At 72.7% G+C, this 25,811-nt stretch carries 23 protein-coding genes and 1 riboswitch; of the genes, 13 read left to right on the top strand and 10 right to left on the bottom strand.

Annotated elements, in window-relative coordinates:
* Nucleotides 1-18 precede the first annotated feature (18 nt).
* On the bottom strand, nucleotides 19-492 hold the full coding sequence (locus tag ACFVX4_RS17085) for an Asp23/Gls24 family envelope stress response protein (RefSeq protein WP_389977421.1): 474 nt from the start codon (nucleotides 490-492) through the stop codon (nucleotides 19-21).
* A gap of 174 nt (nucleotides 493-666) precedes the next feature.
* Between ACFVX4_RS17085 and ACFVX4_RS17080 the strand changes: the two genes are divergently transcribed.
* Nucleotides 667-1,368 (top strand): hypothetical protein, encoded by a 702-nt coding sequence (locus ACFVX4_RS17080; protein WP_389977418.1) that lies wholly within the window; start codon nucleotides 667-669, stop codon nucleotides 1,366-1,368.
* A 217-nt stretch (nucleotides 1,369-1,585) separates the two neighbouring features.
* Here the strand turns inward: ACFVX4_RS17080 and ACFVX4_RS17075 are convergent, their stop codons facing one another.
* The 3 genes from ACFVX4_RS17075 to ACFVX4_RS17065 all read right to left on the bottom strand — a co-directional run bounded on the left by ACFVX4_RS17075 (nucleotide 1,586) and on the right by ACFVX4_RS17065 (nucleotide 4,689).
* Nucleotides 1,586-2,377 carry an enoyl-CoA hydratase/isomerase family protein gene (locus tag ACFVX4_RS17075; RefSeq protein WP_389977415.1) on the bottom strand — a complete coding sequence of 264 codons (792 nt, stop codon included), beginning with the start codon at nucleotides 2,375-2,377 and terminating at the stop codon, nucleotides 1,586-1,588.
* A gap of 149 nt (nucleotides 2,378-2,526) precedes the next feature.
* Nucleotides 2,527-2,748, bottom strand: a complete 222-nt coding sequence (locus tag ACFVX4_RS17070; protein WP_018518904.1) for a helix-turn-helix domain-containing protein — start codon at nucleotides 2,746-2,748, stop codon at nucleotides 2,527-2,529.
* A 342-nt stretch (nucleotides 2,749-3,090) separates the two neighbouring features.
* Nucleotides 3,091-4,689 (bottom strand): ABC-F family ATP-binding cassette domain-containing protein, encoded by a 1,599-nt coding sequence (locus ACFVX4_RS17065; protein WP_389977413.1) that lies wholly within the window; start codon nucleotides 4,687-4,689, stop codon nucleotides 3,091-3,093.
* A gap of 289 nt (nucleotides 4,690-4,978) precedes the next feature.
* Here ACFVX4_RS17065 and ACFVX4_RS17060 point away from each other — a divergent pair, with 289 nt between their 5' ends.
* Both ACFVX4_RS17060 and ACFVX4_RS17055 read left to right on the top strand, forming a co-directional pair.
* Nucleotides 4,979-5,869 carry a neutral zinc metallopeptidase gene (locus tag ACFVX4_RS17060; protein ID WP_389977410.1) on the top strand — a complete coding sequence of 297 codons (891 nt, stop codon included), beginning with the start codon at nucleotides 4,979-4,981 and terminating at the stop codon, nucleotides 5,867-5,869.
* A gap of 104 nt (nucleotides 5,870-5,973) precedes the next feature.
* Complete coding sequence (locus tag ACFVX4_RS17055; protein ID WP_385331694.1) at nucleotides 5,974-6,387, top strand: VOC family protein; 414 nt, start codon at nucleotides 5,974-5,976, stop codon at nucleotides 6,385-6,387.
* A gap of 39 nt (nucleotides 6,388-6,426) precedes the next feature.
* Here ACFVX4_RS17055 and ACFVX4_RS17050 read toward each other — a convergent pair whose 3' ends face one another.
* From ACFVX4_RS17050 to ACFVX4_RS17040, 3 genes are all read right to left on the bottom strand, one after another.
* Nucleotides 6,427-7,737 carry a hypothetical protein gene (locus ACFVX4_RS17050; protein ID WP_389977590.1) on the bottom strand — a complete coding sequence of 437 codons (1,311 nt, stop codon included), beginning with the start codon at nucleotides 7,735-7,737 and terminating at the stop codon, nucleotides 6,427-6,429.
* A 185-nt stretch (nucleotides 7,738-7,922) separates the two neighbouring features.
* On the bottom strand, nucleotides 7,923-9,050 hold the full coding sequence (locus tag ACFVX4_RS17045; protein ID WP_389977407.1) for an alpha/beta hydrolase: 1,128 nt from the start codon (nucleotides 9,048-9,050) through the stop codon (nucleotides 7,923-7,925).
* Nucleotides 9,051-9,117: 67 nt separating this feature from the next.
* Nucleotides 9,118-9,777 (bottom strand): class II aldolase/adducin family protein, encoded by a 660-nt coding sequence (locus ACFVX4_RS17040; RefSeq protein WP_266421092.1) that lies wholly within the window; start codon nucleotides 9,775-9,777, stop codon nucleotides 9,118-9,120.
* Nucleotides 9,778-9,986: 209 nt separating this feature from the next.
* Between ACFVX4_RS17040 and ACFVX4_RS17035 the strand changes: the two genes are divergently transcribed.
* The 7 genes from ACFVX4_RS17035 to ACFVX4_RS17005 all read left to right on the top strand — a co-directional run bounded on the left by ACFVX4_RS17035 (nucleotide 9,987) and on the right by ACFVX4_RS17005 (nucleotide 18,518).
* Nucleotides 9,987-11,252, top strand: coding sequence for an anion permease (locus ACFVX4_RS17035; RefSeq protein WP_389977404.1), 1,266 nt, complete (start codon nucleotides 9,987-9,989; stop codon nucleotides 11,250-11,252).
* A gap of 22 nt (nucleotides 11,253-11,274) precedes the next feature.
* A complete protein-coding gene (locus ACFVX4_RS17030) occupies nucleotides 11,275-11,505 on the top strand; it encodes a hypothetical protein (protein ID WP_389977401.1) in 231 nt (76 codons plus the stop codon).
* Between the two features lie 149 nt (nucleotides 11,506-11,654).
* Nucleotides 11,655-11,786, top strand: a riboswitch (cobalamin riboswitch).
* Nucleotides 11,787-11,930: 144 nt separating this feature from the next.
* Nucleotides 11,931-12,929: a cobalamin biosynthesis protein gene (locus ACFVX4_RS17025; RefSeq protein WP_389977398.1), complete on the top strand. Its 999-nt coding sequence runs from the start codon at nucleotides 11,931-11,933 to the stop codon at nucleotides 12,927-12,929.
* Nucleotides 12,926-14,461 carry a cobyric acid synthase gene (locus ACFVX4_RS17020; protein ID WP_389977395.1) on the top strand — a complete coding sequence of 512 codons (1,536 nt, stop codon included), beginning with the start codon at nucleotides 12,926-12,928 and terminating at the stop codon, nucleotides 14,459-14,461. The genes ACFVX4_RS17025 and ACFVX4_RS17020 overlap by 4 nt, the downstream gene beginning before the upstream one ends.
* 61 nt (nucleotides 14,462-14,522) lie before the next feature.
* The gene (locus ACFVX4_RS17015) at nucleotides 14,523-16,529 is read left to right on the top strand and encodes a putative cobaltochelatase (protein WP_389977393.1); all 2,007 of its coding nucleotides are present in this window, start codon (nucleotides 14,523-14,525) and stop codon (nucleotides 16,527-16,529) included.
* Entirely contained in the window at nucleotides 16,529-17,128 is a 600-nt protein-coding gene (cobO, locus tag ACFVX4_RS17010) for a cob(I)yrinic acid a,c-diamide adenosyltransferase (RefSeq protein ID WP_389977390.1), read from the top strand. The genes ACFVX4_RS17015 and cobO overlap by 1 nt, the downstream gene beginning before the upstream one ends.
* A 10-nt stretch (nucleotides 17,129-17,138) precedes the next feature.
* A complete protein-coding gene (locus tag ACFVX4_RS17005) occupies nucleotides 17,139-18,518 on the top strand; it encodes a cobyrinate a,c-diamide synthase (RefSeq protein WP_389977388.1) in 1,380 nt (459 codons plus the stop codon).
* Nucleotides 18,519-18,601: 83 nt separating this feature from the next.
* Here ACFVX4_RS17005 and ACFVX4_RS17000 read toward each other — a convergent pair whose 3' ends face one another.
* Nucleotides 18,602-19,324 (bottom strand): ZIP family metal transporter, encoded by a 723-nt coding sequence (locus tag ACFVX4_RS17000; RefSeq protein WP_389977385.1) that lies wholly within the window; start codon nucleotides 19,322-19,324, stop codon nucleotides 18,602-18,604.
* A 105-nt stretch (nucleotides 19,325-19,429) separates the two neighbouring features.
* Here ACFVX4_RS17000 and cobC point away from each other — a divergent pair, with 105 nt between their 5' ends.
* Nucleotides 19,430-21,130, top strand: coding sequence for an Rv2231c family pyridoxal phosphate-dependent protein CobC (gene cobC, locus ACFVX4_RS16995; RefSeq protein WP_389977382.1), 1,701 nt, complete (start codon nucleotides 19,430-19,432; stop codon nucleotides 21,128-21,130).
* Nucleotides 21,131-21,195: 65 nt separating this feature from the next.
* Here the strand turns inward: cobC and ACFVX4_RS16990 are convergent, their stop codons facing one another.
* Nucleotides 21,196-22,227, bottom strand: coding sequence for an SCO1860 family LAETG-anchored protein (locus ACFVX4_RS16990; RefSeq protein ID WP_389977379.1), 1,032 nt, complete (start codon nucleotides 22,225-22,227; stop codon nucleotides 21,196-21,198).
* A gap of 325 nt (nucleotides 22,228-22,552) precedes the next feature.
* Nucleotides 22,553-23,629: an amidohydrolase family protein gene (locus ACFVX4_RS16985; RefSeq protein ID WP_389977587.1), complete on the bottom strand. Its 1,077-nt coding sequence runs from the start codon at nucleotides 23,627-23,629 to the stop codon at nucleotides 22,553-22,555.
* A 134-nt stretch (nucleotides 23,630-23,763) separates the two neighbouring features.
* Here ACFVX4_RS16985 and ACFVX4_RS16980 point away from each other — a divergent pair, with 134 nt between their 5' ends.
* Nucleotides 23,764-24,870 (top strand): pyridoxal-phosphate-dependent aminotransferase family protein, encoded by a 1,107-nt coding sequence (locus ACFVX4_RS16980; protein ID WP_389977376.1) that lies wholly within the window; start codon nucleotides 23,764-23,766, stop codon nucleotides 24,868-24,870.
* 394 nt (nucleotides 24,871-25,264) lie between these two features.
* Nucleotides 25,265-25,729: a diaminobutyrate acetyltransferase gene (ectA, locus tag ACFVX4_RS16975; protein WP_389977584.1), complete on the top strand. Its 465-nt coding sequence runs from the start codon at nucleotides 25,265-25,267 to the stop codon at nucleotides 25,727-25,729.
* The last annotated feature ends 82 nt before the right edge of the window (nucleotides 25,730-25,811 follow it).

Below are 25,811 nucleotides of genomic sequence, written 5' to 3'. Positions count from 1 at the left end.
CTGCCTCACGCCGGAGGCCTACTGGAGACGTGGCTCGGGCTGGTCGTCGTCTTCGGCCTCGTCGGGCAGCTTCACGTCGCTCACCGCGATATTGACCTCGACGACCTCCAGACCGGTCATCCGCTCGACCGCCGCGACCACGTTCTCCCGTACGTCACGGGCGACATCGGCGATCGCAACGCCGTAGTCGACGACGATCTCCAGGTCGAGAGCGGTCTGGGACTCACCGACCTCCGCCTTCACCCCGCGGGTGACGGACTTGCCACCACCGGGTACCCGGTCGCGCACCGCTCCGAAGGTGCGCGAGAAGCCGCTGCCCATCGCGTGGACGCCGACCACATCGCGTGCCGCCATTCCCGCGATCTTCTCGACCACTCCGTCGGCGATGGTCGTACGGCCACGGGTGGCGGGGGCTCCCCCGCCGCGCTTGGTGAGCGGGCTCGACTCCTTGTCGGGGCTCTCGGGCCGGTTCCGCTGTGTGGTGTCGGTCATCGCCATTCTTCCCTTCGGGGCAGGTTGGGACCCAGGGCCTCTCGTCCGGACCATGCCGGGCTCGCGGGGTCTGGCACTGCGCCTTGATCCGCCCTGACTCAAATGAAAGGCCCTCTTTGCCCACATTAGGTGTGCTTGCCCCGTCCCGCGCCGTGGATGCGGCAGGCTGGGGAAATGATGACGGCTGACGGCCCGCGCGGGGCCGACGGATGGACAGCGGCGGTCCGGCAACGGCTCGGCCTCGGCCGACTGCTTCCGCTGGGCGGTCCGGCGGACGGGGCCTGGATCTCCGAGCGGGCCGCGGCCACGGTGCTGCGCGGCGTGGTGGCGGGACCGGGTCCCGGCCCCGTGCTCGGGGAGCTCAGGATCTCGGTGGCCGATCCGGACGGGGCACCGGAGGCGGAGGTGGAGCCGCCGCCCAGCGCGCTGCCGCCGGGGCCGCTGCGGATCGAGGCGACCATGTCGGCCGTGTCCGGTCAGCCGCTGCCCGTCGCGGCCGAGGCGCTGCGCTCGGCTCTGCTGACGGCCGCCTCGCAGCGGCTCGGCCTGGTGGTGGCCGCGGTGGACGTCCGGGTGACGGAGCTGCTGGACACACCGCCCGAACGGCCTGCTCCCGCCCCGGCCGAGGTGCGCGGGGCACGGGCGGAGGGAGTGGCGGCGACCGCGGCTGCGGGTGTTCCGGGTGTGGTGACGCTGACCCGGGTGCTGGGCCATGCGGTGCACACGGGCCCGGACCAGGTGCGGGTCGAGCTGGCGACGGACCCGGGCCACCGGGCGCTCGACGTGGCCCGTGCGGTGCGGGGCGCCGTGGCGAACGCCGTGGAGGGGCACCCCTCGGTCGCGGTGCTGGTCACCGCGGTGGTGGAGCGGGGCTGAGAGGCTGTCGGGTGACCTCGGACCGGAAAAGCGGACGCGGTCTGGTGCGTGCGATTCCAAGGCGGAGGAGGGAGGCGACGCGGAGCGTCGTCGACCGACGACAACGCGGGAAGCGTGCGTGCCAGGGCGTGGCCGCCCGGTCCGAGGTCACCCGACAGCCTCTCAGCGCGGGGCGGGCCCGGGGCGCCGGGCCCGCCCGCGGTCGTGGGACGGGCGCTCAGTCGGTGATGCCCGCCAGATCGCGCAGCCGACGGCCCTGCGCGGCGCGTTCGGCGACGCGCTGCTCCTCGTAACCACGGGAGACGGCACCGCTCAGCAGCGCCTTGGTCTCCACGACGGCGTCGCGCGGGGCGGCCAGCAGCGCGCCGGCCAGATCGCGGGCCGCGGCGTCCAGCTCACCGGCGGGGACGACGAGGTTGGCCAGGCCGGTGCGCTCGGCCTCCTCGGCGTGCACGAAGCGGCCCGTGGCGCAGATTTCGAGCGCGCGGGCGTACCCCACCAGGTTCACCAGGGGGTGCGTGCCGGTGAGGTCGGGCACCAGACCGAGGCTGGTCTCGCGCATGGCGAACTGCACGTCCTCGGCGACGATCCGCAGATCGCAGGCGAGGGCGAGCTGGAAGCCGGCACCGATCGCATGTCCCTGGACGGCCGCGATCGACACGATGTCGTTGCGGCGCCACCAGCTGAACGCCTCCTGATACTCGGCGATGGTCGCGTCGAGCTCGGCCTCCGGGCCGCGCGCCATGTCGAGGAAGGACGGCTCGCCGTCGAACCCCTCGGGGGTGAACGCCTGCCGGTCGAGTCCCGCGGAGAAGGACTTGCCCTCGCCGCGGAGCACGACGACCCGCACGCTTCCGGGCAGTGCCCGGCCGGCCTCCGTCAACGCCCGCCACAGAGCGGGGGACTGAGCGTTGCGCTTGGCCGGATTGGTGAGGGTCACCGTGGCGACCGCGTCGTCGACGGTGAGTCGTACGCCGTCCTTGTCGAGCACAGAGTCGAGCGAGGTCATGGGGCGCCTCCGGATCGGTTCAGTCAGCACGCAGAGCTAAGTGACTGAACAGTAACCACCCGGCCGGCATCACTGCCGACCGGGTGGCCACCGCCGAAACCGGTGAGCCCCGGGACAGGCCGGACGACCTGCCCCGACCGCCTGGGGCGTCAGGCTGTTGCAGCCTTCTTGCCCCGTGTCGCTCCGCCGCGTCCCCGCAGCGTGACTCCGGACTCACTGAGCATCCGGTGGACGAATCCGTAGGAGCGGCCGGTCTCTTCGGCCAACGCCCGGATGCTCGCACCGGAGTCGTACTTCTTCTTCAGGTCTGCCGCGAGCTTGTCACGCGCGGCGCCGGTAACCCGGCTGCCCTTCTTCAGAGTCTCGGCCACCCGTGCCTCCTCATGGGAAGTGCGCTCTGGACTCTCATGATCACCCCTCGGGAGCTTCCTGGCCACCCATTCGGCAAGGTCCGTGCAACCCGGTTCCCGGCCAGGGAAGGGCTCCACACGACCGGAATCCTGCATTCCGCGGGGTCGTGGCGGCCGGTGGGGCAGGGTCCCGGAAGAACCGGCAGGTCAGGGCCACACGGGGTGCGCGGCCCCCATATGGGTGCGCCCGGCAGGTATCTGCCGGGCGCCGCGCCGGGGTACGAGACGTACTCACGCAGATGATGGATCACGCGTAGGCCGAATGATCCAGACGGAGTGGATCAGACGGACAGCGGGGCGGGATCAGGCCAGTGCGACCAGGTCCTGGTAGTCCGCGCCCCACAGGTCCTCGACGCCGTCCGGCAGCAGGATGATGCGCTCCGGCTGGAGGGCCTCGACCGCTCCCTCGTCGTGCGTGACGAGGACGACGGCGCCCTTGTACGTGCGCAGCGCGCCGAGGATCTCCTCGCGGCTGGCGGGGTCGAGGTTGTTCGTCGGCTCGTCCAGGAGCAGCACGTTGGCGGAGGAGACCACCAGGGTCGCCAGCGCGAGACGGGTCTTCTCACCGCCGGAGAGGACACCGGCGGGCTTGTCGACGTCGTCGCCGGAGAAGAGGAAGGAGCCCAGCGTCTTGCGGACCTCGACGAGGTCGAGGTCGGGCGCCGCGGAGCGCATGTTCTCCAGGACGGAGCGGTCCGGGTCGAGGGTCTCGTGCTCCTGGGCGTAGTAGCCGAGCTTGAGGCCGTGGCCCTCGATCACCTCGCCGGTGTCGGGCTTCTCGGCACCGCCGAGCAGCCGCAGCAGCGTGGTCTTGCCCGCGCCGTTGAGGCCGAGGATGACGACCCGGGAGCCCTTGTCGATGGCGAGATCCACATCGGTGAAGATTTCGAGGGAGCCGTACGACTTGGACAGGCCTTCCGCCATCAGGGGGGTCTTGCCGCACGGAGCAGGCTCGGGGAAGCGGAGCTTGGCGACCTTGTCGGAGATCCGGACGGCCTCCAGACCGGAGAGCAGCCGCTCGGCGCGCTTGGCCATGTTCTGCGCGGCGACGGTCTTGGTGGCCTTGGCGCGCATCTTGTCGGCCTGCGAGTTGAGGGCGGCGGCCTTCTTCTCGGCGTTCTGCCGCTCGCGCTTGCGGCGCTTCTCGTCGGCCTCGCGCTGCTGCTGGTAGAGCTTCCAGCCCATGTTGTAGATGTCGATCTGCGAGCGGTTGGCGTCGAGGTAGAAGACCTTGTTGACGACCGTCTCGACGAGCTCGACATCGTGGGAGATCACGATGAAGCCGCCGCGGTAGGTCTTGAGGTAGTCGCGCAGCCAGACGATCGAGTCGGCGTCGAGGTGGTTGGTCGGCTCGTCGAGCAGCAGGATGTCGGCGTCCGAGAAGAGGATCCGGGCCAGCTCGACACGGCGGCGCTGACCACCGGAGAGCGTGTGGAGCGGCTGGCCGAGCACCCGGTCGGGCAGGCTGAGCGCGGCGGCGATGGTGGCGGCCTCGGCCTCGGCGGCGTATCCGCCCTTGGTGAGGAACTCCGTCTCCAGGCGCTCGTACTTCTTCATCGCCTTCTCGCGGGTGGCGCCCTTGCCGGTCGCCATCCGCTCCTCGTTCTCCCGCATCTTGCGCAGGATCTCGTCGAGGCCGCGGGCGGAGAGGATGCGGTCGCGGGCCAGCACGTCGAGGTCGCCGGTGCGGGGGTCCTGCGGGAGGTAGCCCACCTCGCCGGAGCGGGTGATGGTGCCTCCGACGGGGTTGCCCTCGCCGGCGAGGCACTTGGTGAGCGTGGTCTTGCCCGCTCCGTTGCGGCCGACGAGGCCGATGCGGTCGCCCTTGGCGATGCGGAAGGAGGCGGACTCGATGAGGATGCGGGCGCCGGCACGCAGCTCGATGCCGGAAGCGGTGATCACGGTAAAACTCCAGGGCGGTTGGACGGCTGACGGGACGAGGGCGGAGGTGTCTCGACGCCGCTAATGCACAAGGAGAATTGCCATGCGGACCATTCTACTGGCGGTGTGCAACTGCTTTTCCGCATGCATCCATGGCACGTGCCCGATGCATCCATGGAAGGTGCCCGGCCGTCGCCCGGCGTCGCCGCCCCACTCCACCGCGCAACCCAAAAGGGCATCACGGTGTGAACTACCCGATACTCGGCGGAGGTGGCGAGACCACCGCGGCCGGAGCGGAGGGTGGTGCCCCATGCAGTTCGACGACGACGCCGATCTGGACACGTCCGAGGTCCAGGATGTGCGCGGCAGCCGGATCCCGGGCGGCAGGGCCACCGTGGGCGGCGGCATCGTCGGCATCATCGCGCTGATCCTGGGGCTGCTCTTCGGTGTCGGCCCCGATCAGCTCGGCCTCTCGTCCGGCGGACCGGACACGACGGCGACCGCGTCGACGGCGGCACAGGTGGAGCAGTCCTGCCGGACCGGGCGGGACGCGAACACCAGGGACGACTGCCGGACCGTGGCGGTGGTCAACAGCGTGCAGGACTTCTGGCGGCAGGAATTCCGGCGGCGTCAGGGCACGTACACGCCTTCGCGCACGGTCCTGTTCAGCGACCGGATCGGCACCGCGTGCGGCTCCGCGACCTCGGCGGTCGGGCCGTTCTACTGCCCGGGTGACCGGCAGGTCTACCTGGATCTGGGGTTCTTCGACGAACTGCGGACCAAGTTCGGCTCCAGCGGCGGCCCGTTCGCCGAGGCCTATGTCGTCGCCCATGAGTACGGACACCATGTGCAGGACCTGATGGGAACGCTGGACCGGTCCCGGGACGGCCGGACCGGCGCGAACAGCAACGCGGTCCGGGTGGAGCTGCAGGCGGACTGCTACGCCGGGGTCTGGGCGCATCACGCGACGACCACACCCGACGAATCGACCGGGCGGCCGCTGATCACCTCACTGACGCAGGCGGACATCCGGGACGGGCTCGACGCGGCGGCCGCGGTCGGCGACGACCGGATCCAGGAGAAGTTCCAGGGCCGGGTCACGCCGGAGTCCTGGACGCACGGTTCGGCCGCGCAGCGCCGGCAGTGGTTCACCACCGGCTTCCGCAGCGGCGACATGGCCGACTGCAACACCTTCCGCTGAACCCCGGACCCCGGGGCCGCGCCGGGCCGTTGTCAGTGGCCGATGGAAGACTGAGACACAGATCACAGAAGCGGGTCACGGGAGTACGAGGAGAGGTGAGCGCCATGGCAGGCGCACAGGCCGGCGTTCCGACGATCTATCCGACGATTCTGTACGACGACGCGAAGGCCGCGATCAGGACACTGACGGAGGGCCTCGGCTTCACCGAGGAAGCGGTGTACGAGGGCGAGGGCGGCCAGGTGCTCCATGCCGAGCTGTCCTGCGGCAACGGCAGGGTGATGCTGGGCTCCAAGGGCCGCGAGGGCGTCTTCGCCAAGGCGATGCAGGGAGCGGGTCCCGCCGGCGTCTATGTCGTGGTCGACGAGGTCGACGCGCACCATGCCAGAGCCGTGGAGCACGGGGTGGAGATCCTGATGCCGCCCACCGATCAGGACTACGGCTCGCGTGACTACATGGCGCGGGACGCCGAGGGCAATGTGTGGAGCTTCGGTACGTACGCGCCGGGGTCGGCGGACTGACGGCCGGACGGGCCGGGACGGCCCGTCCGGCGCGGGGTATCAGACGCCGCCGGTGTGCACCTGGAACGCGGCCCGGCGCACCGCCTTGGCCAGCGCCGGGTCCGGGTGCGCGGCGGCCAGGGCCACCAGCACCTGCACGGTGCGCGGGTGGCCGACGGCCCGTACCTCGTCCAGCAGGGCCGGCACCGTGCCCTGGACGGCCGAGTCGAGATGGCGGACCAGCAGCCCGGTCTCGCCGTGGTCGGCGACGGCCGCCGCGGTGTCGACCCAGAGCCAGGTGGCCTCCTCCCGGCTGAGGACGTCCTGGGCGTCCTCGGGGTCGGCTCCGTCGTACTCGGCCAGCCAGAGCAGCGCGTAGGGGCGCAGCGAGGGGTCGGCGACGACGGAGCGCACCTCGGGCTCGGCGGGGGCGCCGACGACCCGGAGCGCCTCGAAGGCGAGCCCCCGCAGGAGCGCGTCCTCTCCGCGGGCGACGGCGAGGAGTTCGGCGACGGCGCTGCCGACCGGGCGGGCGGCCAGCCAGGCCCGGTATTCGTCGCGGGCCGGGCCGGGGGTGAGCCGGGCGCAGCCGAGCAGCATGTCGGCGGCGGACTGCTCGATGTTCCCGGCCGGGCTCTGGGCCGCGACGCAGATCTGTTCCAGCTTGACCCAGACCGCCCAGTTGCCGAGCGGGGTGAGGGTGGCGTGTCCGGCGCCGAGGGTGAGCGCGCCGACGGCGGCCAGCCCCTCCAGGGCCCAGTCCAGCAGCAGCGCCACCAGGGCGGCCGGGTGCGCGGCGGGAGCGGATTCGGCCGGGACCGGCAGCGACTGGGGTCCGTAGGGCACCTCGCAACGCTCCTCGCGGAGTTCCGCGACGCGCTGGCCGAGCAGGTCCAGCAGGGCGGGCACGGTGACCGGGCCCGCCGAGAGCTGGAGGAGGGAGAGGACCTGCGGCACGGCCTCGACGGCCTCGGCGACCGCGGTGGACTCGATGTCCGCGGGCGCCGGGTGGACGAGCGACCAGGCGTCGAAGAGCGCCACCCAGCCGCGGAGCACGGCGGAGTCGTCGCGGTCCCAGGCGCGCAGCCGCCACCCGGGGCGCGCGGTGTCGCCGTGCAGTTCGACGAGGCCGGCGAGCCTGGCCCGGTCCCAGCCGGAGCGCACCTGGGCCGGGGACAATTCCAGAGCTGTCGCGGCCCGTTGGAGCGCCTGGGCGGCGAGCGGTGGTGCGCCGGGGATCGCGCCGTCGGCTGCCCAGTGGGCGATCCGTACGGCGTCGGCGAGGGCCGTCCTGGCCTGCCGGGCCAGTTCCGACCGGGGCGGGGTGCCCTCCGGAGGGCGGGGGGCCGGCCTGGTGCGCCGGGTGGTCACGGCCTTGCGAGCGGTGGCAAGGGGTCGCGGGCGGACAAGTCGCAGCCTGGAGTCGCGCGGGTTACGGGACGTCACGGGGAGCAGTCTTGCTCCTGACGGCCCGAAAGCCCAAACGGAACCCGAATTCCCGGTGGAGGGGCCGGTGGACGGGGCCCGGGACCAAACGGCCGATCCCCCTCATCAGGTCACATCAGGGGCGTCAGGAAGCGGCGCAGGGTCTCTTCGTAGTGGGCCGGGTCGGCATTCCACATCGCCGCATGCGGAGCCTGCGGCACGGCGTGCAGAGCGATCAGGTCCGGACGGCGGGCGGCGAGATCGCGGGACGGCTGCCAGGGGGCGAGCCTGTCGTCGGGGCCGTGGAAGATCAGGGTCGGGGCATGCAGGGCCGGTGCGAGGGAGCCGTCCAGCAGCCGGGCGCCGTGCAGTCCGGTCTGCCCCTCGGCGGCGCGGACGGCGAGCGGCAGCAGGGCGGCCGGGACGCCCCGAGCGACGGCCAGGGCGCGCAGCGTGGCGACCCAGTCCAGCACCGGGGAGTCGAGGACGAGACCGCAGATCCGGTCGCGCAGCGCGGAGTTGACGGCCGCGTGCAGGGCCATCGAGGCCCCGGTGGACCAGCCGTGCAGGACGACCTTCTCGGCTCCGTACCGCACGGCGAAGCGGATCGCGGCGTCCAGGTCGCGCCATTCGGATTCGCCGAGATGGGCGAGACCGTCGGGGGAACGCGGGGCTCCGGCGTCGCCGCGGTAGGCCAGGTCGAGCACGGGCAGGCGCAGGTCGTGCAGGAACCTCATGACGTTCATGGGGTGTTCCCTGGTGGTGCCGAGGCCGTGCACCGTGATGACCCAGGTGTCACGGGGGCCGGGCAGGAACCAGGCGGGCAGGGCGCCGAGTTCGCCGGGGATCTCGACCTCCCGGTGGTGGAGGCCGAGCGCCGAGAACGGGTCGCCGCTGTGCAGCTGCGGGGTGACGCGGACCTTGGCGCCGGTCTCCAGGCTGCCGCGGTCGACGCGTTCCAGTCTGCGGACGACGGTGTCGGGGGCGTGGTGGGCGTGCTCGATCACCGGGCCGACCACGGCATGGACGTCCTTGCTCACCAGTCCGTACATGCCGGGCCGCAGGGCGGTGAAGGAGCGGGTCAGGGTCACCTGCCCGGCCGCCGTGGCGTGCACGGTGAGTCTGCGGTCGGCGGGGAGCGGTCGTCCGGAGGGCGCCCTGAGGGCGGCGTCGCTGGCGAACCGGCCGGCCGCGACCGCTGCCGCACCGACGCCGAGGATCGTGGTGACGGCTGCTGCCGTAACTGTTGCCGGGCGCACTGCTCCAGTGTCGTGGGGGGTGCGGGACCCTGCCAGCGGACGGGGGCTGTCCGGCGGGCCGGCCGGGTCAGCCCGGCTGTCCGTACCCCTTGAGCGCCTCCTGCACATCGCGCAGCTGCTCCGGCGAGAGCAGGTTCGGGGTGTGTCCGGGGACGGAGCTCGCGGTGAGCCAGAGCCGGCAGAGCCATTCCAGCTGGGCGGTCCGGTCGTACGCCTCGTCCAGGGTGGCTCCGTAGGTGACGGTTCCGTGGTTCTGGAGCAGACAGCCCGTACGGCCCCGCAGGGCGGCGAGCATGTTCTCGGCCAGTTCCGCGGTGCCGTAGCGCGCGTAGGCCGCGACGCGGACGGGGCCGCCCAGCACGGCGGCGGCGTAGTGGATCGACGGGACCTCGGGGACCAGTGTGGAGACGGCCGTGGCGTGCACCGCGTGGGTGTGCACGACGGCAGCCGCGTCGGTGTTCCGGTAGACGGCGAGGTGGAGCGGCAGTTCGCTGGTCGGGGCCAGTTCGCCGAGTACGCGGTTGCCTTCCGGATCGACGCCGACGGCGTCCTCGGGGCCCAGCCGGTCGTACGGCACTCCGCTCGGCGTGACCAGGATGGTGTCGCCGACCCGTGCCGACACGTTTCCCGAGGTCCCGACGACGAGGCCCTCGGCCGCCGTCCGCCGGGCGGTGGTGACGACACCGTCCCAGGCGCGTCCGATCGCGTCCCGCTGCTGCTCGCTCATACGCCGATCCTGGCAGCCCCGGAGGCGAACGGGTATGCGATCGGCCACAGGGCGCCCCCGCCGGAAAGCCGGGCCACGCCTCGCCCGGACACAAGCGGAATGCTCCCGCTCCGGTTTGGAACACCCCAACGCCCTGCCTAGTTCATCTTCCGTTCACCCAGGTTGCCTACGGTCCACATGCCAATGACGTCGAACGATTGCCTGGGTAAATGGAACACATCACGCTGCTACTCGCGATTGTGATCGTGACAGCTCTAGTGTTCGATTTCACGAACGGTTTCCACGACACCGCGAACGCGATGGCGACGACCATCTCGACCGGTGCACTCAGACCGAAGACAGCGGTGGCCATGTCCGCCGTTCTCAATCTCGTCGGCGCGTTCCTGTCTGTGGAGGTCGCCAAGACGATCTCCGGCGGGATCATCAACGAGGACGGGCTGCGAACAGAAGTCATCTTCGCGGCACTCGTCGGCGCCATTCTGTGGAATCTGCTGACCTGGCTGGTCGGACTGCCGTCCAGCTCCTCGCACGCCCTGTTCGGCGGTCTGATCGGCGCGGCCGTGATGTCGGCGGGCTGGTCGTCCGTCAACGGCGGCACCGTCGTCACCAAGGTGCTGCTGCCTGCCCTCGCCGCCCCGATCGTCGCCGGTCTGGCCGCGCTGCTGGCCACCAGGCTGACGTACCGGATCAGCGGGAAGGTCCGCAACGACGCCCAGGAGAAGGCCACCGCCAAGGGTTACCGCGCGGGCCAGATCGCCTCGGCCGGACTGGTCTCCCTCGCCCACGGCACCAACGACGCGCAGAAGACCATGGGCATCATCACCCTGGCCCTGGTCACCGGCGGCGTCCTGCACCCGGGCGCCAACCCGCCGGTCTGGGTCATCGTCTGCGCCGGTACGGCCATCGCGCTCGGCACCTACCTGGGCGGCTGGCGCATCATCCGCACCATGGGCAGCGGCCTCACCGACCTCAGGCCGCCGCAGGGCTTCGCCGCCCAGACCAGCGCGGCCACCGTCATCCTGGCCTCCTCGCACCTCGGTTTCTCCCTCTCCACCACCCAGTCCTGCTCCGGCGCCGTGATGGGCGCGGGCCTCGGCCGCCAGGGCGGTGTGGTCCGCTGGTCCACCGCCACCCGGATGTTCGTCGCCTGGGGTCTGACCCTGCCGGCCGCGGGTCTGGTCGGCGCGGGCGCGGAACTCCTCACCAAGCAGGGCACCTGGGGTGTCGTGGTCGTCGCGGTGCTGCTGGTCGCGGGCTCCGGCGCGATCTGGCTGGTGTCGCGCCGCAAGCCGGTCGGCCACGACGACGTCGCGCCGGCGGACGTCGGCATCGAGCCCGCGGGTGTCGTCACCACGGCCATCGCCGCCGTCAGCCCGCCGCCCACCGCGGCCCAGGCGACGGCCCAGAACCTCATGACCACCATTCCGGCCCCGGCCGGAGCCACCCAGGACCCGGCGCGACCCGCCACCGTCTGACCCGGCCGTCTAAGGATTCAGCATGAACATCGACTGGGCAGCCCTCGGCTCCGTATTCGGCGTCTCCCTCGTTGTCACCGTCGCGCTGGTGGGCCTCTTCACCCTGGGCATCGTCGGCCTCTCCAAGCAGCCGGAACCGGCGACACAGGGCGGCTCCGGCGGCTCGCTGCTGCTGGCCCGCGCCGGCGCGTACGTCTGCTTCACGCTGTGCGCGGCGGCCGTCGCGTACGGCATCTATCTGATCGTCGCCTGAGAGCCTGTCGGGTGACCTCGGATCGGGCCGGACACCACAGGTGTCCGGCCCGATGTGGGTCTCAGCACACTGCGCCGTCGCAGGTCAACGGCAGGTTGACGGGCGTTCGCACAGCGTGGTGGACTGCCGGAGCCAATTACGGCGACAGCAGAGGAAGCCGGTGCGAATCCGGCGCGGTCCCGCCACTGTCACCGGGGAGCGGTCCCCCACACCGGAAGTCACGGCACGCGCGAGCGGGCTGGAAGGCCGGGGGAACCGCGGATCCGGGAGCCAGGAGACTCTCGTCGCCGGTCACGTCGAACCAGGGCGCGGACCCTGAGTGAGGACATATCGCCATGCCTGGCCGCCCTGCGTCCGCTGTTCCGGCGCTCTCGACGAGAGCCGCCTGTACGAAGGTCCTCCGAGGCACGACGGCCGGTTGAGCCGTGCGAGCCGACCGCATCTTCGCGTACGGCGCCACGGCCGGTCTGATCGGCGATCTGCTGCTCGGTGACCCCCGCAGGGGACACCCGGTCGCCGCCTTCGGGCGGGCCGCGGCGGGCGTCGAACGCCGTCTGTGGCGCGACCACCGCGGGTGGGGCGCGCTGCACACCCTCGTCTGCGCCGGAGGCGCTGCAGGTGGTGCCGCGCTGATCACCCGCGCCGTACGCCGCAGCCCCGCCGCCTCCGTGGCGCTGACCGCGGCCGTCACCTGGTCCGTCGTCGGCGGTACGTCCCTGGGGCGCGAGGCGCGGGCCATCGGCGACGCCCTGGCGGCCGGTGACCTCGACCTGGCCCGCGAGCGGCTGCCGCATCTGTGCGGGCGCGACCCGCAGTCCCTGGACGGGCCGCAGATCGCCCGCGCCGTGGTGGAGTCCGTGGCGGAGAACACCTCGGACGCCGTGGTCGGCGCCCTGGTGTGGGGCGCGCTGGCCGGGGTCCCCGGGCTGGCCGGCTTCCGGGCCGCCAACACCCTCGACGCGATGGTCGGTCACAAGTCGCCCCGCCACCATCGCTACGGCTGGGCCTCGGCCCGCCTCGACGACCTCGCGGGCTGGCCCGGCGCCCGGCTCACGGCCCTGCTCGCCGTGGCCGCCGGGGGGCGGCCGGACGGAGCGGTCCGCGCCTGGCGGGCCGATGCCGCCAAGCACCCGAGCCCCAACGCGGGCCCGGTGGAGGCCTCGTTCGCGGGTGCGCTCGGCGTACGCCTCGGCGGAACCCTCGCGTACGGCGGCCGGGTCGAGCACCGCCCCGTGCTCAACGGGGAGACGGGCCGGGCCGTGGAGGCCGAGGACATCGAGGCCGCGGTACGGCTGTCGCGCCGGGTGGGCGCGCTGGCCCTCGGCGTGTGCGTGGCGGGACGGATCGGCGCGGCCCTCGCCGCACGACGGATCGCGGGGCGCCGGACGGCAGCGCCTCGCATCGCAGGACGGAGAAGCACATGAGCGGCGGACTGCTGGTCGCCGGAACCACTTCCGACGCGGGCAAGAGCGTCGTGACGGCAGGCATCTGCCGCTGGCTCGTGCGCCGGGGCGTGAAGGTGGCGCCCTTCAAGGCGCAGAACATGTCGCTGAACTCGTTCGTCACCCGCGAGGGTGCCGAGATCGGGCGCGCCCAGGCCATGCAGGCCCAGGCCGCCCGCGTCGAGCCGACCGCGCTGATGAACCCGGTCCTGCTCAAGCCCGGCAGCGACCGCTCCAGCCAGGTCGTCCTGATGGGGAAGCCGGTCGGCGAGATGAGCGCGCGCGGCTACCACGGGGGCAGGCAGGAAGCGCTCCTCTCCACGGTCATGGACTGCCTGGAGCAGCTCCGGGGCACGTACGACGCGGTGATCTGCGAGGGGGCGGGCAGCCCGGCCGAGATCAATCTGCGGCGCACGGACATCGTGAACATGGGCATCGCACGGGCGGCGCGCTTCCCGGTGGTGGTCGTCGGCGACATCGACCGCGGCGGCGTCTTCGCCTCCTTCTTCGGTACGACGGCGCTGCTCGCCGCCGAGGACCAGTCGCTGATCGCCGGCTATCTCGTCAACAAGTTCCGCGGCGACGTGTCGCTGCTGGAGCCGGGCCTGGAGATGCTGCGGGACATCACCGGGCGGCCGACGTACGGAGTGCTGCCCTTCGCCCACGGTCTCGGCATCGACGAGGAGGACGGTCTGCGGGTCTCGTTGCGCGGAGCCGTGCGCGAATCGGTCGTCGCGCCGCCGCACGGCGAGGACGTGCTGCGCGTCGCGGTGTGCGCGGTGCCCCTGATGTCGAACTTCACCGATGTGGACGCGCTGGCCGCCGAGCCCGGCGTCGTCGTCAGGTTCGTGGACCGCGCCGAGGAGCTGTCCGACGCCGACCTCGTCGTCGTGCCGGGCACCCGCGGCACCGTGAAGGCGCTGGCCTGGCTGCGCGAGCGCGGCCTCGCCGACGCGCTGGCGCGGCGCGCGGCCGAGGGCCGGCCGGTCCTCGGCATCTGCGGCGGCTTCCAGCTCCTCGGCGAGCACATCGAGGACGAGGTCGAGTCGCGGGCCGGGCTGGTCGAGGGCCTCGGCCTCCTCCCCGTACGCATCCGCTTCGACCGCGAGAAGACCCTGGCCCGGCCCGTCGGCGAGGCGCTCGGCGCGCCCGTCGAGGGGTACGAGATCCACCACGGCGTGGCGGACGTACGCGGCGGAGAGGCGTTCCTCGACGGTTGCCGGGTCGGCGCCGTGTGGGGCACCCACTGGCACGGTTCGCTGGAGAGCGACGAATTCCGCCGCCGTTTCCTGACCGAGGTCGCGCGGGCCGCCGGCCGGCGCTTCGTCCCCGCTCCCGACACCGGGTTCGCGGCGCTGCGCGAGGAGCAGCTCGACCGCCTCGGCGATCTCGTCGAAGAGCACGCGGACACCGACGCGTTGCTCCGGCTCATAGAGTCGGGTGCGCCGCCGGGGCTCCCCTTCATCGCCCCGGGAGCCCCCGCGGCCCCCGCGGCCCCGGGAGGCCACCGATGACCCCGGGCGCCGGCCGAGGCCGCCTTGTTCATGCCCATTCACCCGCAGGAAGGATCGCCTCGTGAGCACGCATTTCCCGTTCACCGCCGTCGTCGGGCAGCAGGACCTGCAACTCGCCCTGCTGCTCAACTCCGTCGCACCGAACATCGGTGGCGTGCTCGTACGGGGAGAGAAGGGCACCGCGAAGAGCACCGCCGTGCGCGCGCTCTCGGCGCTGCTGCCGGGGGTGAACGTCGTGTCCGGGTGCCGTTTCTCCTGCGACCCCGCGTCGCCGGACCCGGCGTGTCCCGACGGTCCCCATGAGGCGGGGACCGGTGTGTCGCGGGACGCCCGGATGGTGGAGCTGCCCGTCGGCGCGTCCGAGGACCGGCTCGTCGGGGCGCTCGACATCGAGCGGGCGCTCGCGGAGGGCGTGAAGGCGTTCGAGCCGGGCCTGCTCGCCGACGCGCATCGCGGGATTCTCTACGTCGACGAGGTCAACCTGCTCCACGACCACCTCGTGGACCTGTTGCTGGACGCGGCCGCCATGGGTGCCTCGTACGTCGAGCGCGAAGGCGTCTCGGTACGGCACGCGGCGCGCTTCCTGCTCGTCGGGACGATGAACCCCGAGGAGGGCGAACTGCGGCCGCAACTGCTCGACCGCTTCGGGCTGACCGTCGAGGTCGCCGCGTCCCGGGAGACGGATCAGCGGGTCGAGGTCGTGCGGCGGCGCCTCGCGTACGACGACGACCCTGCGGCTTTCGCAGCCGGCTGGGCCGACGAGGAGGACGCGCTGCGGGCGCGGATCGTCGCCGCGCGTGCGCTGCTGCCCGAAGTGCGGCTCGGGGACGCGGCGTTGCGGCAGATCGCGGCCACCTGCGCGGCCTTCGAGGTCGACGGGATGCGCGCGGACATCGTGATGGCGCGGACGGCCACCGCACTGGCCGCCTGGGCGGGACGTACGGATGTGCTCGCCGAAGACGTGCGGCAGGCGGCCCTGCTCGCGCTCCCCCACCGGCGTCGGCGCAATCCGTTCGACGCGCCGGGGCTCGACGAGGACAAGCTCGACGACACGCTGGAGCAGAACCGCGGCGAGGACGAGGACCCCGACCCGGACGGCCCCGGTGGCGGCGGCCGGCCCCCGCGGGGCGACGGCCCCGACACGCCGCCGCAGCCCGAGGGCGAGGCGGGCGACACGCCCGCGCCGTCCGTGCCCGAGCAGGGTCGGGGGCAGTCCTCCGGGGGCGGTGAGCAGCAACCGGTACGCGCCGGCGAGCCGTTCCGCACGAAGATGCTGAGCGTTCCCGGTCTGGGCGAGGGTGCGGCGGGGCGGCGGTCCCGGGCGCGCACCGAGCACGGGCGTACGACTGGTGCGCGGCGTCCGCAGGGCGCCCTGACCAAGCTGCATCTGGCGGCGACCGTGCAGGCCGCCGCCCCGCATCAGCGGGCGCGGGGGCGGTCCGGGCGCGGGCTGGTGGTCCGGCGGGACGATCTGCGGCAGGCGGCCCGGGAGGGGCGCGAGGGGAATCTCGTGCTCTTCGTGGTGGACGCCTCCGGGTCGATGGCGGCCCGCCAGCGGATGGCCGCCGTGAAGGGCGCGGTCCTCTCGCTGCTGCTGGACGCGTACCAGCGGCGGGACAAGGTCGGGCTGATCACCTTCCGGGGCAAGGACGCCGAGGTGGCGCTGCCGCCGACGTCCTCGGTGGACGCCGCGGCGGCGCGGCTGGAACTGCTGCCGACCGGTGGGCGCACCCCCGTCGCGGCCGGGCTGCTGAAGGCCCATGAGGTGCTGCGGGTGGAGCGGTTGCGTGATCCGTCGCGTCGGCCGCTGCTGGTCGTGGTGACCGACGGGCGGGCGACCGGGGGGCCCGATCCGGTGGCGCTGGCGACCCGGGCGGCACGGCTGCACGAGGCGGAGGGCATCGCGTCCGTCGTCGTGGACTGCGAGTCGGGGCCGGTACGGCTCGGCCTCGCGGGAAGCCTCGCGCACGATCTCGGGGGCAGTGCCGTCACGCTCGACGAGCTGCGGGCCGACTCGATCGCCGGGCTCGTCAAGGACGTTCAGGAAACCAACAGGAGGGCCGCGTAATGCCACAGGGACAGCCGACCACCGTGCCCGACGACGGGCTCACCACCCGTCAGCGCCGCAATCGTCCGCTGCTGATGGTGCACACCGGCATCGGCAAGGGGAAGTCGACGGCGGCCTTCGGGCTCGCGCTGCGCGCCTGGAATCAGGGGTGGCCCATCGGCGTCTTCCAGTTCGTCAAGTCGGCGAAGTGGAAGGTCGGCGAGGAGAACGCGCTGAAGGTCCTCGGCGCGAGCGGCGAGGGCGGGTCCGTCGTCTGGAACAAGATGGGCGAGGGCTGGTCGTGGGTGCAGCGCGACGACCAGCTGAACAACGAGGAGGCGGCGCGCGAGGGCTGGGAGCAGGTCAAGCGCGACCTGGCCGCCGAGACGTACCGGCTGTACGTCCTCGACGAGTTCGCGTACCCGATGCACTGGGGATGGGTCGACACCGACGAGGTGATCGACGTGCTGCGCGACCGTCCCGGGACGCAGCACGTGGTCATCACCGGGCGCAACGCACCGCAGAAGCTGCTGGACGCCGCCGACCTGGTGACCGAGATGTCGAAGGTCAAGCACCCGATGGACGCCGGTCAGAAGGGTCAGCGGGGCATCGAATGGTGAGGGACCGGCGGTGAACGTTCCTCGTCTGGTGATCGCCGCGCCCTCGTCGGGCAGCGGCAAGACCACCGTCGCCACGGGGCTGATGGCGGCCTTCGCGGGGCGGGGCCTCGCCGTGTCCCCGCACAAGGTCGGGCCCGACTACATCGACCCCGGCTATCACACGCTGGCCACGGGCCGGCCGGGGCGGAACCTCGACGCGTACATGTGCGGCCCCGATCTGGTCGCCCCGCTGTTCGCGCACGGGGCGCGGGGGTGCGACCTGGCGGTGGTCGAGGGCGTGATGGGGCTGTACGACGGGGCTGCGGGGCAGGGCGAACTGGCGTCGACCGCCCAGGTCGCGAAGCTGCTGCGGGCGCCCGTGGTGCTGGTCGTCGACGCGTCGTCGCAGTCGCGTTCCGTGGCCGCGCTGGTGCACGGCTTCGCCTCGTGGGATCCGCAGGTGCGGATCGGCGGGGTGATTCTGAACAAGGTCGCCTCCCAGCGGCACGAGGCGCTGTTGCGGGACGCCCTCGACGAGTCCGGTCTGCCGGTGCTGGGGGTGTTGCGGCGGGCCGAGCAGGTGGCTGTGCCGTCGCGGCATCTGGGGCTGGTGCCGGTGGCCGAGCGGCGCGGCGACGCGGTGGGCGCGGTCGAGGCGATGCGGGAGCAGGTGGTGGCGGGGTGCGATCTGGACGCGCTGATGGCGTTGGCCCGGTCCGCGCCCGCGTTGCCGAGTGAGGTGTGGGACGCGACAGAGGCGATCGGCGCCTGCGGCGGGCCTGTTCCGCTGCCCGCCCCCGTTGGTGGCCGGGGCCCGGTCGTGGCCGTGGCCTCCGGCGCCGCGTTCACCTTCTCCTACGCCGAGCACGCCGAGCTGCTCACCGCCGCCGGGGCCGAAGTCGTGCCGTTCGATCCCTTGCGGGACGAGGCGTTGCCCCGGGGCACGCATGGGCTGGTCATAGGCGGGGGTTTCCCGGAGGTGTACGCCTCCGAGCTGTCGGCCAACACGGCGCTGCGCAAGGCCGTCGTCGAGCTGGCGGAGTCGGGGGCTCCGGTCTCCGCCGAGTGTGCGGGGCTGCTGTATCTGGCGCGTTCGCTCGACGGGCTGCCGATGTGCGGGGTCCTCGATGCCGAGGCGCGGATGTCGAAGCGGCTGACGCTCGGCTACCGGCAGGCCGTGGCGGTCTCCGACAGTGTGCTGGCGGCGCCCGGCACACGGGTGCGCGGGCACGAGTTCCACCGGACCGTGCTGGAGCCGGGTGCCGGGGCCGCTCCGGCGTGGGGCATGCACCAGCCGGAGCGGCGGGTCGAGGGGTTCGTGCAGGGCGGCGTGCACGCCAGCTATCTGCATACGCACTGGGCCTCGGAGCCCGGCATGGCCCGCCGGTTCGTCGAGCGGTGCGGGAGATGAACCGCGGCCGCGCTGCGAGCAGGGCGACCGGCGTCGGTGCCGGCTTCGGCGTCGGGCCGGCCGGCCCGGCACCGGCGCGGTGCTCAGTCCGCGATGCCCACCACGAGCCAGATGAAGCCCACCCCGGCCACGGTGCACAGCAGCGTGGAGCGGGCCGGGTGTTCGTGGTGTGCCTCGGGAAGGATCTCGGCGGCGGCGAGGTAGAGCAGTGCGCCGCTGAAGAAGCCGAGATAGCAGCCGAGGAGTTCCGCCGGAAGGGTGAACAGCAGGGTCGTCGCGGCGCCCACGAGCGGCGCCAGGGCGTCCGCGAACAGCATGAGCACGGCCTTGCGGCGGGCGTTCCCGTACAGGCTGGTGATCGTGTAGGTGTTGAAGCCGTCGGCGAAGTCGTGCGTGATGACGGCGAGGGCCACGGCGGCCCCCATGCCGGCGCCCACCTGGAACGCCGCGCCGAGTGCGACGCCGTCCATCAGGCTGTGGCCGACCATCGCCGCCGCTGCCGTGAGCCCGACCTGCGGCACCCGCTCCTCGCCCGCGCCGTGTGCCGCCTGGCGTACGGCGAGCAGCCGCTCCACGAGGTGGGCGAGGAGGAAGCCGCCCACGAACAGCAGCAGGGCGGCCGGGACCCCGAAGACGGGTCCGCCCGCGGCTTCGATCGCCTCCGGCAGCAGGTCCAGGCCGACCACTCCGAGCATCAGCCCGCCGGCGAAGCCGAGCACGAGGTGGCGGCGGTCGGTGACGCGCTGGGCGACCCAGCCGCCTGCCAGGGTCATCAGGAACGCGCCGAGCGCGACGAACACCGCCATGCGCTCTTGCTAGCCGATTGACCCCGGTGCGCGCATCTCAGCGCGCCCTGCCGCCCGCCCGGCGTCGCTCCTCCCTCTCCCCGCATTCCGAAAGGACCCTGCTCCATGTCCGAAGCCGTCGACGCAGCCGCCGTGTTGCGCCCCGCTTCGCTCGCCGTCGGGGTCGGCGCGTCCAGGGGCGCACCGGTCGACGAGATCCTCGGGCTGGTCCGGGACGCCCTGCGCGAGGCCGGGCTCTCGCCGCTGGGCATCGCGGAGCTGGTGACCGTGGACGCCAAGGCGGACGAACCGGGAATCGTCGCCGCCGCCGCCGCGCTCGGCGTACCGCTGCGTACGTACCCGGCCGGGGAGCTGGCCCGTATCGAGGTGCCCGGTCCGTCCGGCGCACCGCTCGCCGCTGTCGGAACGCCGTCGGTCGCGGAGGCCGCAGCGCTCGCGGCGGGGGGTGAGCTCCTCGTACCGAAGCGGAAGTCGGCCCCGCAGGGGCGGGCTCCGATGGCGACCTGTGCGGTGGCGCGCCGCGATCCGCGCGGGCGGGCGGCGGCCGTCGCGCTCCCGGCGCCGGACGTGCCGTCCGGTCCCGACCGTTGCGTGAAACCGGGTGCCGGGCGCATAGTCGTTCTGCCGGACTTCGAGGACAATGTGGGGCTGCCGCAGCAGTCGGCCTCCCGCCCCGACGACGACGGCCATCACCACCACCCCACGGCGGCCATGCACACTCCCACGGAAAGTCCCGACGCGACCGGCGCGGGCACGCACGATCTGCGGCACCACGGTGACGCGGAAGTACGGGGACGGGACCGGGATCTGACCGATCTCGCCGTCAACGTACGGGCCGGTACTCCCCCGGCCTGGCTGAGGGAGCGGATATCCGCGTCACTGGGCTCGCTCGCCGCCTACCCGGACGGCCGTCCGGCGCGGGCGGCGGTCGCGGAGCGGCACGGGCTGCCGGTGGAGCGGGTGCTGCTGACGGCGGGTGCGGCGGAGGCGTTCGTGCTGATCGCACGGGCGCTGCCGGTCTGCCGTCCGGTCGTGGTCCATCCGCAGTTCACCGAGCCGGAGGCGGCGCTGCGCGCGGCCGGGCACCAGGTGGGGCGGGTGCTGCTGCGGGCCGAGGACGGGTTCCGGCTGGACCCCTCGGCGGTGCCCGAGGACGCGGATCTGGTGGTGGTCGGCAATCCGACCAACCCCACGTCCGTGCTGCATCCGGCGGCGGTGCTGGAGCAACTGGCGCGTCCCGGCCGGACGCTGGTGGTCGACGAGGCGTTCATGGACGCGGTGCCGGGCGAGCGCGAAACACTGTGCGGGCGTACGGACGTGCCGGGGCTGGTCGTGCTGCGGAGCCTCACCAAGACCTGGGGGCTCGCGGGGCTGCGGATCGGTTATGTGCTGGCCGACCAGGGGACCGTCCGCGCGCTGGAGGAGACCCAGCCGCTGTGGCCGGTGTCGTCCCCGGCTCTGACGGCGGCCGAGGCGTGCATGGAACCGCGGGCCCTGGCCGAGGCGGCTGCCGCCGCGGAGCGGATCGCGGTGGACCGGGCCCATCTGGTGGCGGGGCTCATGGAGTTCACCGAGGTGCGGGTGGCGGAGCCGGCCGAGGGGCCGTTCGTCCTGGTGCGGCTGGAACGGGCCGCCGAGGTGCGGGAGCGGTTGCGGTTGCTGGGGTTCGCGGCGCGCCGGGGAGATACGTTTCCCGGGCTCGGCCCCGAGTGGCTGCGGCTGGCCGTGCGCGACCGGGCCACGACCAACCGCTTCCTGCAGGCATTCGACCAGGCACTCCAGACGCTGGGTGCGGCCATGCGCTGACGGGGCGCCCGCGGGGAGCAGCACCCCGTCACAGGAACGCCGCTCCCCTCAAGCCCCGGAAAGGGTCAGCCCTGGGCGCGCCGCCTGGCCACGACCACCGCCCCGGCGCCCGCCGCCAGCAGTGCGACCGCGCCGCCCGCGATGTACGGAGTGGCGGAACTGCCGCCGGTCTCCGCGAGGTTGGAGTCGACGGCCGGTTCGTGGCCGGTGCCGGTCTGCGGCTTCACACCGCCGTTGCTGTTGCCCCCGCTGCCGCTGGAACCGCCGTTGCCGGAGGCGCCGCCGTCACTGGAACCACCGTCGCTGGAGCCGCCATCGCTCGACCCGCCATCGCTCGACCCGCCGTTGCTCGACCCGCCGTTGTCGCTGCCGCCGGGTCCGGTCGACTTCGGCGTCTCGCAGGTCGCCTCGACGAGCGTGATCTCGCCCTGCACATCGGCGACGTTCAGTTTGAGCGGGTTGACGGAGACCTTCAGCCGCAGCGCGGTCGCCGCGGCGGTGCGCGAGGTGGTGTGCGTCTTCGAGAGGTCGAGGGTCACCTCGCCGACACCCGGAACGCTGACCTGCGTGGTACCGCCCGCGGTGAGATCGATCCGCTTGCCGAGGACCGACACGTGCCCCAGCACGTTCGACTCGGCGACCGGCTTCCGGCCCACCTCGCAGACCGCCTTGGACGTGACCTTCTCCACCTCGATCAGTGAGAGCAGCGGCAGCCCGGGGACGTGGACCCGGGCCTTCGCCACATTGCTGTAGCCCTCGGCCCGGTGCTTGTCGACGGTCGCGTTCGCGGTGGCCACATCGGCGGCGAGCACGCTGACCGGCCGGCCGCCGTCCACCCCGTCGAGCCGCACGCTGAGCGCGGTCTCCTTGGCGTCGGCGGGCGCCTTCACCTCATTGAGCGTGGCCCTGAGCGGCACGTCGACCGTCTTGTTCAGGAGCGAGACGTCGAGTGCGGCACGGAGTACGACCGCGCTCGCCTTCCCGTCGCCGGTGGTCGTGGTGGTCGCGGTGGCGGCCTGCGCCGGCACGGCGACCAGCAGGGCGACGGGAGCGGCGGCGACCGCCAGGGCGGCCAGGCGGAAGGTGTTGCTGTTCAAAGTGGTGGAACCCCCACAAGAGACATGGAGCCACCGGTGCCGTCCAATGGGGGACATCGAGAGCTCCGGTGGCCTCGACCCCGAAAGCTTTACGCACGGAGGGTGAACTGGCGGACACCTGACGTGAGTTCACCCCAAAGAGGGGTTTCCGTGCCTGTATTCGATTATCTCGGGACGTTCGTTCCTCCGGGTCACCCGATCCGCTGAGCGCGGTCGGCGCCGGAGCCGACTGCGCCGGGGTGCGCGCGAAGGTGTTTCAACGACAGGGCAGGGGTTCGGTAACTGCCCGTCAACACGGCGTACCCCGGCCGGAGGGCCGCCGGACTCAGCCGATCACCCGCCCGTTCAGCACCACCCGCCGCGGCGCCGCGAGCACCCGTACGTCCGCCCGCGGGTCCTCGTCGTACACCACCAGGTCCGCCGGGGCGCCCTCCTCCAGCACCGATCGCCCCAGCCACTGCCGGGCGCCCCAGGTCGTCGCGGAGAGCGCGTCCAGGGCCGGGATGCCCGCCTTCACCAGCTCGGCGACCTCGTCCGCCACCAGTCCGTGGGCGAGCACACCGCCCGCGTCGGTGCCGACGAAGACCGGGACCCCGGCGTCGTACGCGGCGCGCACCGTGTCGTAGCGCCGCTCGTGCAGCCGCCGCATATGGGCCGACCAGCGGGGGAACTTGGCGTCGCCGCCCGCCGCGAGCGAGGGGAACGTGGCGATGTTGACCAGGGTGGGGACGATCGCGACCCCGCGCTCGGCGAACAGCGGAATGGTGTCCTCGGTGAGCCCGGTGGCGTGCTCGATGCAGTCGATCCCGGCCTCGACGAGATCGCGCAGCGAGTCCTCGGCGAAGCAGTGCGCGGTGACCCGGGCACCGAGCCGGTGCGCCTCGGCGATGGCCGCCTGGACCGCGTCGCGCGGCCAGAGGGCGGTCAGATCGCCCACCTCCCGGTCGATCCAGTCGCCGACCAGCTTCACCCAGCCGTCGCCGCGGCGCGCCTCCTGCGCGACGTACGCGACCAGCTCCTCCGGCTCGATCTCATGGGCGTAGTTCCGGGTGTACCTGCGGGGCCTGGCGATGTGCCGGCCGGCCCTGATGATCTTCGGCAGGTCCTCGCGGTCGTCGATCCACCGGGTGTCGGCCGGTGAACCCGCGTCCCGCAGCAGCAGCGCGCCCGCCTCCCGGTCGGCGAGGGCCTGCTTCTCGCTGGTCGCCGCGTCGACGGCGCCGTGGTGGTCGAGCCCGACGTGGCAGTGGGCGTCCACCAGGCCCGGCAGCGCCCAGCCGGTGAGGGTCACCGCCCCGTCCCCGCCGGCCGGTCTCCCGTACGAGATCCGTCCGTCGACCACCCAGAGCTCGTCCCGTACGTCCTCGGGACCGACGAGCACCCGCCCCTTCACATGCAGCACCTGCGATGCCTTGTGATCACTCATGGGCAGCACTGTACGAGGCGGCGCGCGGGGCCCTGGGTACGCTTCGACGGAAGCACCGCCCGTACGCGCCACCGCGCACCGACCCGACCCGACCCGAAGAGAGCACCACCGTGACGCACCCCTTCCTCGACCTCGCCCCGCTCACCGCCGCGCACTTCGCGGCCATCGAGCAGCGGGTGGCCGGCCTCCTCGCCACCGAGCAGGACGTCGTCATCATGCAGGGCGAGGCGCTGCTCCCCCTCGAAGGCTGCATCCGGGGCGGCGCCCGGCCCGGCTCGACCGCGCTGAACGTCGTCACCGGGCCGTACGGGCAGACCTTCGGGAACTGGCTGCGGGACTGCGGTGCCAATGTGGTCGACCTGACGGTCCCCTTCCACACGGCGGTCACCGCCGACCAGGTCGCGCGGGCGCTGGCCGAGCACCCGGAGATCGACTTCGTCTCCCTGGTCCACGCGGAGGCGGCGACCGGCAACACCAATCCGGTCGCCGAGATCGGCGAGGTGGTCCGTTCGCACGGGGCGCTGTTCATGCTGGACGCCGTCGCCTCGGTGGGTGCCGAGCCGCTGCTGCCGGACGTGTGGGGCGTCGACCTCTGCGTGATCGGCGCGCAGAAGGCGATGGGCGGCCCGGCCGGGGTGTCGGCGGTGTCGGTGAGCGAGCGCGCCTGGGAGCGGATCGCCGCCAACCCCGAGGCTCCGCGCCGCTCGTACCTCTCGCTCCTGGACTGGAAGGAGCGCTGGATCGACGGCGGCCGCAAGGCCCTGCTGCACGCCCCCGCCCAGCTGGAGATGCTGGCGCTGGAGGCCTGTGTGGAGCGGATCGAGGCCGAGGGCCTGGACGCGCTGATGGCCCGTCACGCCGCGGCCGCCGCGGCGACCCGTGTGGGCGCGGTGGCGCTCGGCGGCGGCCTTTCGCCGTACGTGCACGCGGCCGGGGAGGCGGCGCCGGTCGCGACGACGCTGCGCGCCCCCGAGGGGGTCGACGCCGCCGAACTGGTCGCACGGGCACTCGCGGCCGACCCGTCCTTGCCGCTGATCGCGGGCGGGGGTGCACTGTCCAAGGAGATGATCCGGGTCAATCACTACGGCGTGGACGCGACGCGGGGCGCGGTGCGGTCCTCGCTCGCGGCACTGGGGGCGGCGCTGGCCGATGCGGGCCGGCAGGTCGACTTCGAAGCTGCCCGCAAGGCCGTCTCGGAAACCTGGCCGAGCGAATAAATACGCACCGGCACGCCAATATTTCATAAATGCGGGGAGCTGCCTTATTCAGAGCAGCTCCCCGCATTCTTCTGCCCGCTTTCCCGGACCCTAAACACCCCGGTTTCCAGGAGCCCCTTCCACACAATTCCGTTGCGTCGCCCGCGAGTTACGCCCATGTGACCGACTCCACATCGCGACCGTTATGACGGATAAATGACACACGAAACGGGATAAAGCACATCGGGCCCGCGCCAGGGCACGCGCCCGCCTGATAACACAGAGAACCGCTCCACCCAACCCTTCGCGTCGATGCAATTTCAGAATTTGCTGGGTAAATTCAATTCGCATGACCGCCGCACCAGCAGATTTTGCACGTGCCCGAAACGAATTCATCACCATCGACACCCCACGAGTGGAGGACGGGGCCGCGATCTGGCGCATGGCCCGCGACTCCGAGGTCCTGGACCTCAACTCCTCGTACAGCTACCTGCTGTGGTGCCGTGACTTCGCGGCGACCTCCGTGGTCGCCCGCGACGAGGCCGGCGAGCCCATCGCCTTCGTGACGGGATACCTCCGGCCGGACCGCCCCGGGACGCTCGTCGTCTGGCAGGTGGCCGTCGACCACGGCCACCGCGGGACCGGCCTGGCGGGCAAGCTGCTGGACGCGCTGACCTCGCGGGTCGCCGCCGAACAGGGCCTGGCCTCGGTCGAGACGACCGTCACCCCGGACAACACCGCGTCGGACCGGCTGTTCACCTCCTACGCACAGCGCCACGACGTGGCCCTGGAACGCAAGGTGCTCTTCGACGGCGGGCTGTTCCCCGAGGACACGCACCTGCCCGAAGTCCTGTACCGCATCGGCCCGTTCCACGCGTGAGCGCCTTCGCACCGCCCCGTTCCACGCCCGAGCCCGCCCGCACCGCCGCCCGTCACACACCCCCCGCAAGCAGGAGACTCCC

The sequence above is a fragment of the Streptomyces sp. NPDC058240 genome (genome assembly GCF_042882135.1).
GTDB lineage: Bacteria > Actinomycetota > Actinomycetes > Streptomycetales > Streptomycetaceae > Streptomyces.
This window is presented reverse-complemented; position numbering and strand designations above follow the sequence as displayed.

What these genes read in the sequence shown, in the direction of transcription:
- ACFVX4_RS17085 (WP_389977421.1), bottom strand. Translation starts at nt 492, where the DNA reads ATGACCGACACCACACAGCGGAACCGGCCCGAGAGCCCCGACAAGGAG.
- ACFVX4_RS17080 (WP_389977418.1), top strand. Translation starts at nt 667, where the DNA reads ATGATGACGGCTGACGGCCCGCGCGGGGCCGACGGATGGACAGCGGCG.
- ACFVX4_RS17075 (WP_389977415.1), bottom strand. Translation starts at nt 2,377, where the DNA reads ATGACCTCGCTCGACTCTGTGCTCGACAAGGACGGCGTACGACTCACC.
- ACFVX4_RS17060 (WP_389977410.1), top strand. Translation starts at nt 4,979, where the DNA reads ATGCAGTTCGACGACGACGCCGATCTGGACACGTCCGAGGTCCAGGAT.
- ACFVX4_RS17055 (WP_385331694.1), top strand. Translation starts at nt 5,974, where the DNA reads ATGGCAGGCGCACAGGCCGGCGTTCCGACGATCTATCCGACGATTCTG.
- ACFVX4_RS17040 (WP_266421092.1), bottom strand. Translation starts at nt 9,777, where the DNA reads ATGAGCGAGCAGCAGCGGGACGCGATCGGACGCGCCTGGGACGGTGTC.
- ACFVX4_RS17035 (WP_389977404.1), top strand. Translation starts at nt 9,987, where the DNA reads ATGGAACACATCACGCTGCTACTCGCGATTGTGATCGTGACAGCTCTA.
- ACFVX4_RS17030 (WP_389977401.1), top strand. Translation starts at nt 11,275, where the DNA reads ATGAACATCGACTGGGCAGCCCTCGGCTCCGTATTCGGCGTCTCCCTC.
- ACFVX4_RS17020 (WP_389977395.1), top strand. Translation starts at nt 12,926, where the DNA reads ATGAGCGGCGGACTGCTGGTCGCCGGAACCACTTCCGACGCGGGCAAG.
- cobO (WP_389977390.1), top strand. Translation starts at nt 16,529, where the DNA reads ATGCCACAGGGACAGCCGACCACCGTGCCCGACGACGGGCTCACCACC.
- ACFVX4_RS17000 (WP_389977385.1), bottom strand. Translation starts at nt 19,324, where the DNA reads ATGGCGGTGTTCGTCGCGCTCGGCGCGTTCCTGATGACCCTGGCAGGC.
- cobC (WP_389977382.1), top strand. Translation starts at nt 19,430, where the DNA reads ATGTCCGAAGCCGTCGACGCAGCCGCCGTGTTGCGCCCCGCTTCGCTC.